This is a genomic window from Akkermansia sp. NBRC 115031, from assembly GCF_030268505.1.
GTDB classification, from domain to species: Bacteria; Verrucomicrobiota; Verrucomicrobiia; order Verrucomicrobiales; family Akkermansiaceae; genus Akkermansia; species Akkermansia massiliensis.
Genome location: NZ_BSQU01000003.1, coordinates 299,206 through 311,685 on the forward strand (window position 1 = coordinate 299,206; position 12,480 = coordinate 311,685).

Below are 12,480 nucleotides of genomic sequence, written 5' to 3' on the forward strand. Positions count from 1 at the left end.
TCTTTACCAAAAGTAAAATTGCAGTTCCGGACGAACTGCTTCTGCGGCTTGCGGAAGAGAAGATAGTACGCATGGACGGATTTGTAATCCGAAGTCAAGCCTACAAAATTGAAAGAAAAAAGGTTTGGGCAAATTTCGCTTGCCGGTGCCCGGTGATTTTGCGGCTCCGTCGCCTGGGAGCGGAAGGCTCCCGCCTTTCGTGGTTGAAACCCGTTCTGTAGCGCAGCGGAAGCTTCCGTTCAATAACCGTTGCCGCATACCGCCTGGCTGGGGAAAGGAGCTGGGTAATATCAATTAAGGTTCGTACCCACGATGCCGGAGTTTCGCGAAGGACAGCTTTTCCCGACTGTAGAATCAATACCGGATTACAAATCCGGTATTGGTTTTGCATGGAAGGGAAGGTTCTGGATATTCCCTTCAACCAACTGACGATCAACTCTGTTTAAGATAATGAAAAAGACATTCTTAACCATCATGCTGGCTGCCGGCATTGGTTCCGCCTGCGCCGCAACTGCCGCCGCCTGGGAATTTTCTTCCGGCACTCCCTCGGAACAATTCATGACGGGAAGCGGCATCAATCTGGAAGGATGGAGCATTTCCTCCCCGGTCAATTCAGCGGCTTCCTATACGGACTGGGCGACGGTGACGGGCGGGGACCGCAACATTTCTACGCAGACGGTGGGCATGTGGCTGGATTTGTCCTCCCTGGGGTCTGCCGCCACTATTTACAGCTTTGGAGAGACGGGTTCTCTCCGCGGCCTCCAGCTTGTTTACAACGGGGACGGCACGTTTACTTCCAGGAGAACGGGAGAAGCGGGCCAGACCTTCACCATTGGGCAGGACGTCATTGACGGAGGATGGTTCAACCTCTCCATGTCCCTCAGTACGGATACCACCACCCGGAAAACGGATTTCCAGATTTTCCTGAACGGGGAAAACATCGTGGATACCCCCCAGTTGTTCGCGGGGCTCAACGGCGGCCAGAACGGAACCGTGACCGTCGGCGGAGGCACGACGGATGAACATTCCTTCAGCATCGCGGATTTCAAGGCTTATGGTACCGCATTGACGGGACAGGAAATCAAGGAGGCGTGGAACATGGTTCCCGAACCAGCGGCCGCCTCCTTGAGCGTTCTGGGACTGATGGCGCTGCTGGTGCGCCGCCGGAAGTGAGAGAGGCGGAAAAAATACATTTCAAACGGCAGGCAGCAGGGCGGACATTTCCGGTGGGAATGTCCGCTTTTTTATTGTTTCACGGAACTGTTGCAGAAAGACGGCTCTTCTTTTTCCAATGGCGGCTCTGGGCCGCCATGTACTGGTGAGTTTCTGTTTTTCCCGGCCCTTCCTTCGGACGTGCAGATGTCATGTAAACGGTATCCGCTGTCCGGACGGGATACATCTTTTCCATGATCTGCTGCGGTCCGGGTCCCTGTATGGCCCCGTGCTGCAGCTTGCGGCAGTTGCAGCCTTCCGGAAGCTTTTCCCTGCATTTGGGGGAGTAACAGTTCATGGTGAAATCTGGAACGGGGCGGGAGGGCGGTGCAGTTTCCGTTCCGGCAGCGGTTCTTTTCCGCCGTGGGAAGGAGGCATGGAACGGGGCTTCCCGGGACGGCAGGCCGCCGGAACGCGGGAGGGAAGCCGCATGCGGGAGAATAAAGGGTTTGTGGACCGGAAGGGATTCGTATAAAATGTTCTCCGGTTTTCTTATGACGAGCTCCCCTTCATCCTCTCCTTCCCGCCCTGCATTTGCCCATCAGCTGGGAATGAAAGGATTCCTGATCATGGAAGGGCTGCTGAAGCTCGTGGGCATGAAAACGCTTTACCGCCTGGGGCGCGTGGCGGGCGGCGTGGCGTGGTACTTGCTGCCGCAACGCCGGAAAATTGTGGAAAGAAACCTGCGCATTGTGCTGGATCCGGCCCTGCGCGGCAGGGAACTGCAAAAATTGAGCAGGGAAAATTTCAAAAGGACGATAGCCAATTTCCTGTGCTCCGCGAAGACGGCCACCCTGACGGATGAGCAGTTGAAAAAATGCGTCACCATCGCGGGGCATGAAGAATTTGCCGCTCCTGCGGCGGAAAGGCGCGGGCAGGTATGCGCCATAGCCCATTCCGGCAACTGGGAGGCGCTGGCGAGGATACGCGTGTTCTTTCCAGAAGTGGAACGTTACGGGTCCATGTACCGCCAGTTTGACAACCCGCTGATGGAGGAATACGTATACAAGCGGCGCACGGAGCGGGGCACGCGGATGTTTTCCAAGGAAGGCGGCATCAAGGCTCCCATGAAGATGGTCAAGGAGGGCGGCGCCCTGGGTGTGCTGAGCGACCAGTTCGTCTGGGAGGGGGTGTATGTCCCCTTCTTCGGCAAGGTGACCGGCACGACGCCGTTGCCCGCTTTGCTGCGGAAGAGGACGGGAGCGGATATGGTAGCCATAGCCATCGCAGTACGCACGGATTCTCCCGGACACTGGATAGCGGACATGGGGAACGTGGTGGATTTTTCCAACTCGGACGGTTCCCTGGCGGGGGACACCATTGAAGTGAACCGGAGCCTGGAAACGTTGATCCGCAAGTCCGTTCTGGACGTGTTCTGGATGCACCACCGCTGGAAGTCCATCGACCGCTTTGCTCCGCAGGATAAAAAAACGGACGGCCTTCTGGAAAACATGGAGCTGCAGCCGTACCGCATTCTGGTGGCTGTTCCCAGGGCGCTGGATGAAGCCCTGGTGACCGTTCCCCTGGTCCGTGCGCTGAAAGCCGTCCGGCGCGACATGCAGGTGAACGTCATCTGCCCGTCCGCGCAGGCGGGGGTATGGAAGGCGGTCCCGGAAATCACCCATGTTCTGCCGCACGATTCCCTGAATCAGCTCCGGGAGGCGCTGGCCGCGGATGAATTTTACAATGACGGTCCGCTGGACCTGGGCGTCATGCTGGACCAGGACATGGAAACGCTCAAGGCGCTGGAACCGTACGGGCCCATGATGTTCTCCGGGCTGGACACGCATCCCGGCGCACGGAAATACAAATTCCGGGTGAAGGCTCCCGTCCTGCGCGCCGCTCCCCCCATGCACCGGGTTCAGCTTTATCTGCAACTGGGGGGGCTGCACGGGCTGGATGCCTGGAATCCGTCCCTGTTCCCGGTGAAAAAGGCGGCTGCGGCGGAAAACGCCCCCATCCTGCTGGCTCCGTTCTCCAGCTTGGGCAGCGCCAGTGAATGGAGTGAGGAACAATGGGCGGAGCTGGTTTCCCTTCTGCCGGGCAGGCCCGTACTGGCCGCTCTGGAAGAAGACCGGGAACGCGCGTCCGCTCTGGCGGAACGCCTGAATGTGGAGCTGGCGGTGGGAACTCCGGAAGCCTTGTTCCCCGTGATGGATGCCGCCGTGGCGGCCGTGGCTGTGGATGGTGACATTCCGTCCCTCTGCTCCTTCCGCGGTCTTCCGGTGGTGACCCTGTTTTCCACCCGCCTCCCGGACGTTTGCCGGCCCATGGGCCCCTTCAACCGCTCCCTGTACAGCCACCAGTGCTGTTCCCCCTGCTTCCTGAAGGAGTGCGACCGTGATGTTCCCTGCAACCGCCATATTGCCGTGCAGGAGGTATTGGATGCTCTGAGGGAAATAACAACCTCTGAAATTTAACGGGTTTCTCTACCAAGAAAAGAGCTTAGTCCTTTTTCTTATGATGAAGAAACGCCTGTGTTAAACAGGAAGTCATGTCTAAAGGCATTAATTTTAAAAAGTTGAGAAATGATGCCGGTTTAACGCTGGCACATCTTGCTGAATTGTCTGGATATGACGTGACCGATATAGTTCGTTTGGAACAGGGAGAAAAAATTCCTCCCTGCATACGGGAATGTATTCTTGCGTTGCTGTTACAAGCACGGGAGGAGGGTCTGGCTTTGGATGTCAGAATATGGCGTGAACGTGCTTTAAAAGCTGAATATAAGGTAGAGATTTTACTTGGAATGGTAAAAGGAGGAATGGATGTTTTATAAACGCCTCATGGTTGAAAAGAATTTTTCCTGCCTTCAATGCACGGAACTTTTTAAATTTTCTTCCTGGCGGAAGATGTCGCGGACCTGTTCCGTCAGTTCCTCGGAAGGTTCCGGAACGTCCTTCAAGGTGTAGTCCAGCTTCAGTTCATCCCACTTGAAGCGCCCCATCTGGTGGAAAGGGAGCACGTCCACGCGCTCCACGTTGCCCAGGCGCGCCGCATGGCGGGAGAGCTCTGTGATGTCTTCCATGTTGTCCGTGAGGCCCGGAACCAGGACGTAGCGCAGCCAGACGGGTTTGCGGAGGGCGGCCAGGCGTTCCGCGAATTCCAGGGTGGGGCGCAATTCCCCGCCTGCCAGGGCCCGGTACCGTTCCGGGTTCCACGCCTTGATGTCCAGCAGGACGAGGTCCGTATTCGCCAGCAGTTCTTCATCCGCGTTCGCGCCCAGATGGCCGGAGGTGTCCAGGCAGGTGTGCAGCCCCAGTTTCTTGCATCCTTTCAGTACGGTTCTCGCAAAATCCGGCTGGAAAAGGGGATCTCCCCCGGAAAGGGTGACGCCTCCGCCCGCCGCCAGCAGGAAATCCCGGTAGCGGGCTATTTCTTCAAGGACGTCGGCCACGCTTCTGCGGCGTCCCCTCCGCACGTAGGAGGTGTCCGGATTGTGGCAGTAGCGGCAGCGCAGGCTGCACCCGGACAGGAAGAGGACAAAGCGGATGCCTGGACCGTCCACGGTGCCGCAGGATTCCACGGAATGGACCAGTCCGGTGACGGCAGTTTCACCGTCCGGGGCCGGATTCTGGGAGAAAGCCTGCGGCATCCGCTTCCTGGCTGGGTTAACGGGTATGGAAGGTGCGGTTGATGACCTCCTGCTGCTGTTCCCGGGTCAGCTTGATGAAGTTCACGGCATAGCCGGAAACGCGGATGGTGAGCTGAGGGTATTTTTCCGGGTGGTCCATCGCATCAAGGAGGGTTTCCCGCTCCAGCACGTTCACGTTGATGTGGTGCCCGGTGGCGGCAAAGTAGGCGTCCAGCAGGGAGACGAGCTTCGTGCGGCGTTCCCCTTCTTCCTTGCCCAGGGCCTGCGGCACGATGGAGAAGGTGTAGGAGATGCCGTCCAGGGAGTCGCCATAGGACAGTTTGGCTACGGAGAGCATGGAGGCCACGGCTCCGTTCCTGTCCCTTCCGTGCATGGGGTTGGCGCCGGGCGCGAACGGTTCCCCGGCGCGGCGGCCGTCCGGCGTGTTGCCCGTCTTCTTGCCGTACACCACGTTGGAGGTAATGGTCAGGATGGACTGGGTGGGCAGGGAATTGCGGTAGGTGTGGAGCTTGCGCAGCTTTTCCATGAAGTTGCTGACTAGGCTGCATGCGATTTCGTCCACGCGCGGGTCGTTGTTCCCGTAGCACGGGAATTCCCCTTCCGTCTTGAAATCCACAATCAGGCCCTCTTCATTGCGGACGGCCTTCACGGTGGCGTACTTGATGGCGGACAGGGAGTCCGCGGCCACGGAGAGCCCGGCGATGCCCGTGGCCATGGTGCGCAGGATTTCCGGATCATGCAGCGCCATTTCAATGCGTTCATAGCAGTACTTGTCGTGCATGTAGTGGATGATGTTCAGCGCGTCAACGTAGGTTTTGGCAAGCCAGTCCTGCATCTTGTCGTACAGGGCCATCACTTCGTCGTACTTGAGCACTTCCTCCGTATAGCGCGGGGAGGGCGGGGCCACCTGTTTCCCCTTGAGTTCGTCCACGCCGCCGTTCAGGGCGTACAGCAGGCACTTGGCGAGGTTGGCGCGCGCGCCGAAGAATTGCATCTGCTTGCCGATGCGCATGGCGGACACGCAGCAGGCGATGCCGTAGTCGTCGCCCCAGTGCGGGCGCATCAGGTCGTCGTTCTCGTACTGGACGGAGGACGTTTCAATGGAAACCCTGGCGCAGAAATTCTTGAAGGCTTCCGGCAGGTTCCCGGACCACAGCACCGTCAGGTTCGGCTCCGGAGCCGGACCCAGGTTGTACAGCGTCTGGAGCATGCGGAAGGAACTGCGGGTGACGAGGGTGCGCCCGTCTTCCCCCATGCCGCCGATGGATTCCGTCACCCAGGTGGGGTCCCCGGAGAACAGGTTGTTGTAGTCCGGCGTGCGGATGAAGCGGACGATGCGCAGCTTCATCACGAACTGGTCAATGATTTCCTGCACTCCCTCTTCCGTGATGAGGCCCTGTTCCAGGTCGCGGGTAAAGTAAATGTCAAAGAAGGTGGAGACGCGGCCCAGGGACATGGCCGCGCCGTTCTGTTCCTTCACGGCAGCCAGGTAGCCCAGGTAGGTCCATTGCACGGCTTCGCGGGCGTTCCCGGCGGGGCGGGTGAGGTCGCAGCCGTAGGAGGCGCCCATCCGGGCGAGTTCCTCCAGGGCGCGGATTTGTTCGCTCATTTCCTCGCGCAGGCGGATCAGCTCATCCGTAAGGGGGGAATTTTCACGGTTTTTGAGATCCTTGCGGCGTTCGGCAATCAGCTTGTTCGTGCCGTACAGGGCCACGCGGCGGTAGTCCCCGATGATGCGGCCGCGGCCGTAGGCGTCCGGAAGTCCGGTGATGATGCCGGCGGAGCGGGCGGCGCGGATGTCGGAGGTGTAGGCGTCGAAAACTCCCTCGTTATGCGTCTTGCGTATCTTGTTGAAAATATCCGCCGTTTTTTCGCACATCTTGAACCCGTAGGATTCCAGGGCCTGCTGGGCCATGCGCAGGCCGCCGAAGGGCATCAGGGCGCGTTTCAGGGGAGCGTCCGTCTGGAGGCCCACCACCACTTCCTGCTCCTTGTCAATATAGCCGGGCTTGTGGGAGACGATGGAGGAGACCACTTCCTGGTCCGCATCCAGCACGCCGCCGTTGTCTATTTCCCGTTTCAGCAGGACTTTCAGTTCCTCCCAGAGCCGGAGCGTGCGTTGGGAAGGGCCGGAAAGAAACTCTTCATTGCCGGAATAGGGCGTGTAGTTGTTCTGGATGAAATCCCGTACGTCAATGGACTCCGTCCATGCTCCCGGCTTGAATCCCTGCCATTCCTGCGGAAGGGCGGGGGACTCCTTCAAGTCTTTTACTATGCTGATCATAAATAGGATGTAGTGAAGAAGACCGGAGAAAGACGCTCCGCGCCCGCTGAAAGCCCGGAAGCGGCGAAACTCCGCACCGCCTGATTATACCGGGAATGTTAGCGGTCAACAAGGCCAATTCTTCCAGGAGGGGGAACGGGAGCGGTTGCGCTGGTCTGTTTCAGGCATCTGGCTGTTCCGGAATAAAAAATGAGGGAAATTTACGGTTATGGGGGATAGTTTTTTCTTTACTCTCCAAATTGCCGCCAACAATATTTAACTATCATTTTGATGAAATCCCATTCATTCCTCTGTTTGTTGCTGGCGGGAGTTTCTTGCGCGGCCTTTTTCTCCGGCGCGTGCGCCAATGAGCTGCCGTCTACGCTAAAGCCTCAGGTTAACGAGCGCGCCGTTTATGACTGGAATGGCCGTCATAAGGCCGTGATGGAGAGGAACCGGAGCGTTAATCCGGAATATGCCGTCTTTGGCGACAGCATTACCCACCGCTGGGGAGGGGAGCCTTCCGGAGACAACAGGGCCCTGGGGACGGGAAAGGAGGCATGGAAAAATCTTTTCTCCCCTCATACGGTGACCAATATGGGGTTTGGCTCAGATTACGTGGACAATGCCTACTACCGTGTGCAGCTTGGGGAACTGGACGGAATCTCTCCGCGCGTGATCATCGTGCTTTTGGGAACCAATAATCTTGGCGGCAGGAAGGATACTCCCCGGGCATGCGCGGACAACCTCAAGGCTTTTGTGAGCCTGGTGGGCCGGAAGTGCCCGGCCTCTAAAATCCTGCTCCTGGGCATTCTGCCCAGGAAGGAAAAGGCGGTGGCGCCCCTGATTGTGGAAACCAATAAAATGATATCCGTTCTTGCTGATGGAAAGAGGGTGTTTTTTGCCAATCCGGGCACGGCGTTTCTGGCAGAAGATGGCGTGTCGCCAAAGAGCGGCCTGCTGGTGGATGGCTTGCATCCCAGTGCTGCGGGATATGACGTGCTGGGGAAGGAATTGAGTTCGCTTCTGGAGAAAATAGACGGCAGATACAAGGGAGGTTCCGTAGTTCGGTAAGACAGGAATGGGAGGATGCGCGTCCTGATGTTCCGGCACGGCATGGCCGGCTGTCGGGGCAGTGGTCTTTTTCTTCCGGGAAAGGCCGCTTCAGCATGTGGTCTTGATGCGCGGAAGTATTTCCTTAAACTGCTTTTCAATTCCGTTTTTCCGTCATGAATTCCCTGCTGTATACGTTCACTGCGCTGCTGGGCGCCGCCTGCCTGGCGCTCCCCGCATTTTCCGCTCCTGCGGCCGCGCTGCCCGCCACCCTGAAGCCGGAACCCCACCAGCGGGATCCGTATGACTGGAATGCGCGGCATGAAGCCGTCAAGAAGCGGAACCGGGCCGTGAAGCCGGAATACGTGATGATAGGGGACAGCATCACCCATCATTGGGGAGGGGAACCCTCCGGAGACAGCAGGAAGGCGGGGGAGGCCTCCTGGGAGAAATTGTTCGGTCCCCATGCGGTGACCAACATGGGCTTTGGCTTTGATTATGTGGACAACGCCTATTACCGCGTGCAGGACGGGGAACTGGCCGGCATCTCCCCGCGGGTCATCATTATTCTGCTGGGAACCAACAATCTGGGGCACCGCAAGGATGCGCCGCAGGCCTGTGCGGACAATATCAAGGCATTTGTCCGCCTGGTGCATCAGAAATGCCCCTCTTCCAAAATCCTGCTGCTGGGCATTCTGCCCAGGAGGGAGAAAAACCTGGCGGAGCCGGTGAAGCAGACGAACAAGCTGCTCGCAAAGCTGCAGAATGGAAAAAACGTCTTTTTTGCCGATCCGGGGAAGGCTCTCCTTTCCGCGGACGGCGTTTCTCCGCGCAATGAATTGATGAAGGATGTAGTGCATCCCAATGCCAAAGGGTATGAGGTGCTGGAGAAGGAACTGTCCGTACTTCTGAAAAAGCTGGATGCGAAATACCGCGGCGGGAAATCCGCGGACAAGCATTCCTGACGGTGGTCTTTTTGCGGAAGGAGGGAATTGTGCTTGAAGGGAAAGTCCTGTTTGAGGAAAATGTACCGCCTTTAGTATTTGATTTATGAAAAACCTGTTGTTTGCGTTGTTTGCCGGTTCCGTCTGCTGCTGTTATGCCCAGCAGAACGCCGCTCCCGCTCCGGAGCCTGAAATTGTCGCTACGCCGCCGTCCGATGCCGGACGCGGCCTCATCCGCGTGAACTCCCGTGAAATCCGCCATTACTCCGGCACCCGCAAGGAACCGGACTACCTGGTCAGCAAGGACAACGGAAAGACCTGGGAAATGAAGGCGGCCCCGAGCGGCTACCCGCCCAACTATGGAGGCATTCCCAAGGAATCCCCGGCGATTGCGCGCAACCCCGTGACCAGGGAATTCATCCGCGTGCAGCCCATCGGAGGGTTCATCTTCCTCTCCAAGGGAGGCCTGGACGGCAAGTGGTTTGCGGTCACGAACGACGGCAAGCTGGAGGAAGACTGGAAAAATCCGGAGAAGCAGAAAAATCTGAAAAAACTGGGCGGCATCATGCGCACGCCCACCTTTGTCAACAAGGGCAGGAGGGTGATCGTGCCGTTCCATAACATGGGCGGCGGCACCAAGTTCCATATTTCCGACGACGGAGGCCTGACCTGGCGCGTGTCCAAAAATGGCGTTACCTCTCCCAAGCATGAAGCCAAGCCGCCCCACCAGGGCGTCAGGTGGTTCAACAATGCCGTGGAAGCCACGGTGCTGGAAATGAAGGACGGCACCCTTTGGGCGCTGGCCCGCACCTCCCAGGACCAGGCGTGGCAGGCTTTCTCCAAGGATTTCGGTGAAACATGGAGCAAGCCGGAGCCGTCCCGTTTCTTCGGAACCCTGACCATGAATACGCTGGGGCGCCTGGATGATGGAACCATCGTCTCCCTGTGGACGAACACGATGGCCCTGCCTGAAAACGCCACGGCAGGCAACGGCACGTGGGAGGACGTGTTCACCAACCGTGATTCCCACCACATTGCCCTTTCCAATGACGAGGGCAAGACCTGGTACGGATTCCGGGAAATCATTCTGGACGAACACCGCAACCATCCCGGCTATGCCACCCTGGACGGTCCGGAGGACCGCGGCAAGCACCAGAGTGAAATGGTGCAGCTTGACAAGAACCGCATCCTGGTTTCCCTGGGGCAGCACAAAAACCACCGCCGCCTGGTCATCGTGGACCGCCGCTGGGTGGCTGCCAAGACGCGCGCCACGCAGACGGGCAGGGACCTGGACGGCCAGTGGACCATCCATACCTATATTCCCCAGAAAAAAGGCCATTGCAGCTATAACCGGAAGCCCTCCGCTGAACTGGTGCCCGACCCCTCCGGAGGTGGAAAAAAAGTGCTGCAAATCAAGCGCCTGGACGATACGGAACTGGTTAATGAAAAAGCCGGGGTAGATTACCAGAACGGGGGCGCCACCTGGAACTTCCCGAACGGGACCACGGGGCTGGTCAAGTTCCGCTTCCGTGTGGCGGACGGGGACCAGGCGGACGATTCCGGCCTTCAGGTTTCCCTGACGGACCGCCTGTTCAATGCCTGTGATACCACCACGAAGGATTACGCCCTGTTCACCTTCCCCATCAAGCTGAAGCCCGCGCCCCATCTGCTGCTGGGCATGAAAAAAGTTCCTTTTGCGCCCGGCGCGTGGCATGAAATTTCCATTCTGTGGCAGGGGCCGCAGGCTGTGGTCTCCCTGGACGGGAAGAAGGCCGGAACGCTGAAAATGGCCAATCAGTCTCCCAACGGAGCCAGTTACATCCATTTCATCAGCACCGGTTCCAAACCGGATGCCGGCGTCCTGCTGGATACGGTGAACGCCCGGGTGAAATAAAAGGCGTCCTGCCGCAGGGGGGCGGCAGGAACTCAGCGGCCTCTCTTTTTCGGAAGCGGTGAAGCGTTTAACTCCGGCAGGTTCTTCAGGACCATGTGCAGATGGTCGTTTGACCGGTTGCCTATCTGCTGAAGGACCGTGCGCCCGTACTTGTCACGCAGGGAAGGGTCTGCCTGGTGGTCCAGTAGCAGGCGTGCAATGCCCAGTTTCAGGCGGTCAAGGGAATCGTCCCCCAGCAGCATGTCACGGCAGCACAGCATGAGGGCCGTTTCTCCGGCTGCGTTTTGATGGTTGACGTCCGCCCCCTCGCTGATGAAAAGATTGACCAGTTCCCTGATTTGGGGGAGATGGGATATATCAATGAAAGCCAATTGGCGGCACAGGTTCAGCAGGGCCGTGTCTCCCCCGGAATCCGGCGGAGCCGTGTTCATGGGCATGGCCGCGTTGACGTCCGCCCCGTACTCCAGCAGGGTATGCGCGATTTGCAGCGCGGTTTTCGGGGTGTTCAGGTTCAGGGAAAGAAGGGGAGGGGTCATCTCTCCGCGGAAATTGGGATCATACCCGGCTTCGCAAAGCTTGCGGACCAGAAGAGGGTATCCGGCAGCGGCGGCCCAGGTCAGCAGACTGGTTTTTTTACCCCTCAATTCCGGCTGGAGGGAAATATCCGCCCCGCATTTCAGAAGAAACAGAGCCGTTTCCTCATAGGGCGCACCTCCGATGCCGGCTACGCAGGTCATGACGAGGGGAGGCCAGCCCATCGGGCCCGGTTTGTCCACATCCGCGCCGTTCTGGATCAGCAGGTTAAGGCAGGAAAGCCTGTTGTGCACCGGCAGGGGCCTGGTATCGTCCATTCCGGGCTGGCAGGCATAAGTCAGGGGTGTATCCCCCTGTTCGGACCCCGGGATGGAGGGAAGGGCTTGGTGCGGCAGGATGATCTGGAGGTTCGGGTCCGCGTTGCGCTGCAGAAGGCGGCCCAGCAATTGCACCTCTCCGAGCCCCGCAGCTAGGTGCAGCAGGGTTTCGTGGGACGAGGTGCTGCAGCGGCCGTCCGCGCTCTCCGCCGTATTCCGGATCATCTGGAGCCTTTCCCTGATTTCGTCCTGCATGTACTGGCGCATGGAAACCTCGGAAAACATGTGCCAGTCAATATGGCGGGAATTGGGGGAAAGCCCGCGGAAAATGAAACGCTCCGGGCTGCGGTGCGCCGTGAAATCCGCTGCGGTAAGAATTTGCTCCCTTTCCGCTTTTGTCCAGATAGGGTTGAATTTCCATTCCGCGGGGGAAGGGTCATTCCTGAGGAACCAGAAAATGGTGGAGCCTGCAACAAGAGCCGCAAAAACGCTCAAAGCTCCAAGAAACCAGAGGGTTTTCTTTCTTAAGGTCGTGTGTATCATAAGCAGGGGAACTGCAAAAAGCCATGATGCAGGAATCCGTAACTTCGGGCAATGAAAAAATGGTACGCGCAAGGAATGCCCGGAGCGAATTATATGGAAATTTAAACGGCGGATTGTGAATCCGGAGG

Annotated in this window: 9 protein-coding genes; 6 read left to right on the forward strand and 3 right to left on the reverse strand. The window is 58.3% G+C overall.

From position 1 onward, the window contains the following. Positions 1-450: 450 nt before the first annotated feature. The 3 genes from QSJ36_RS06120 to QSJ36_RS06130 all read left to right on the forward strand — a co-directional run bounded on the left by QSJ36_RS06120 (position 451) and on the right by QSJ36_RS06130 (position 3,988). Positions 451-1,173, forward strand: coding sequence for a LamG-like jellyroll fold domain-containing protein (locus tag QSJ36_RS06120; RefSeq protein ID WP_102729199.1), 723 nt, complete (start codon positions 451-453; stop codon positions 1,171-1,173). A 590-nt stretch (positions 1,174-1,763) separates the two neighbouring features. Then, positions 1,764-3,632, forward strand: a complete 1,869-nt coding sequence (locus tag QSJ36_RS06125) for a glycosyltransferase family 9 protein (RefSeq protein WP_285467683.1) — start codon at positions 1,764-1,766, stop codon at positions 3,630-3,632. A gap of 74 nt (positions 3,633-3,706) precedes the next feature. Further along, entirely contained in the window at positions 3,707-3,988 is a 282-nt protein-coding gene (locus tag QSJ36_RS06130) for a helix-turn-helix transcriptional regulator (protein WP_102722744.1), read from the forward strand. Positions 3,989-4,021: 33 nt separating this feature from the next. On the opposite strand, the gene pflA is transcribed toward QSJ36_RS06130, so the two are convergent. Beyond that, positions 4,022-4,804 (reverse strand): pyruvate formate-lyase-activating protein, encoded by a 783-nt coding sequence (gene pflA, locus QSJ36_RS06135; RefSeq protein WP_022397234.1) that lies wholly within the window; start codon positions 4,802-4,804, stop codon positions 4,022-4,024. Positions 4,805-4,820: 16 nt separating this feature from the next. After that, a complete protein-coding gene (gene pflB, locus QSJ36_RS06140) occupies positions 4,821-7,088 on the reverse strand; it encodes a formate C-acetyltransferase (protein ID WP_285467684.1) in 2,268 nt (755 codons plus the stop codon). Positions 7,089-7,511: 423 nt separating this feature from the next. Here pflB and QSJ36_RS06145 point away from each other — a divergent pair, with 423 nt between their 5' ends. From QSJ36_RS06145 to QSJ36_RS06155, 3 genes are all read left to right on the forward strand, one after another. Beyond that, positions 7,512-8,141, forward strand: coding sequence for a GDSL-type esterase/lipase family protein (locus QSJ36_RS06145; protein ID WP_285467732.1), 630 nt, complete (start codon positions 7,512-7,514; stop codon positions 8,139-8,141). Positions 8,142-8,296: 155 nt separating this feature from the next. Beyond that, positions 8,297-9,085 carry a GDSL-type esterase/lipase family protein gene (locus QSJ36_RS06150; protein ID WP_102722747.1) on the forward strand — a complete coding sequence of 263 codons (789 nt, stop codon included), beginning with the start codon at positions 8,297-8,299 and terminating at the stop codon, positions 9,083-9,085. A gap of 85 nt (positions 9,086-9,170) precedes the next feature. Beyond that, the gene (locus tag QSJ36_RS06155) at positions 9,171-10,958 is read left to right on the forward strand and encodes a sialidase family protein (protein ID WP_285467685.1); all 1,788 of its coding nucleotides are present in this window, start codon (positions 9,171-9,173) and stop codon (positions 10,956-10,958) included. A gap of 32 nt (positions 10,959-10,990) precedes the next feature. On the opposite strand, the gene QSJ36_RS06160 is transcribed toward QSJ36_RS06155, so the two are convergent. Continuing rightward, a complete protein-coding gene (locus tag QSJ36_RS06160; RefSeq protein ID WP_022397229.1) occupies positions 10,991-12,352 on the reverse strand; it encodes an ankyrin repeat domain-containing protein in 1,362 nt (453 codons plus the stop codon). Between the last annotated feature and the right edge of the window lie 128 nt (positions 12,353-12,480).

Coding starts and splice junctions, on each gene's coding strand:
- QSJ36_RS06120 (WP_102729199.1), top strand. CDS start 451: ATGAAAAAGACATTCTTAACCATCATGCTGGCTGCCGGCATTGGTTCC.
- QSJ36_RS06125 (WP_285467683.1), top strand. CDS start 1,764: ATGAAAGGATTCCTGATCATGGAAGGGCTGCTGAAGCTCGTGGGCATG.
- QSJ36_RS06130 (WP_102722744.1), top strand. CDS start 3,707: ATGTCTAAAGGCATTAATTTTAAAAAGTTGAGAAATGATGCCGGTTTA.
- pflA (WP_022397234.1), bottom strand. CDS start 4,804: ATGCCGCAGGCTTTCTCCCAGAATCCGGCCCCGGACGGTGAAACTGCC.
- pflB (WP_285467684.1), bottom strand. CDS start 7,088: ATGATCAGCATAGTAAAAGACTTGAAGGAGTCCCCCGCCCTTCCGCAG.
- QSJ36_RS06145 (WP_285467732.1), top strand. CDS start 7,512: ATGGAGAGGAACCGGAGCGTTAATCCGGAATATGCCGTCTTTGGCGAC.
- QSJ36_RS06150 (WP_102722747.1), top strand. CDS start 8,297: ATGAATTCCCTGCTGTATACGTTCACTGCGCTGCTGGGCGCCGCCTGC.
- QSJ36_RS06155 (WP_285467685.1), top strand. CDS start 9,171: ATGAAAAACCTGTTGTTTGCGTTGTTTGCCGGTTCCGTCTGCTGCTGT.
- QSJ36_RS06160 (WP_022397229.1), bottom strand. CDS start 12,352: ATGATACACACGACCTTAAGAAAGAAAACCCTCTGGTTTCTTGGAGCT.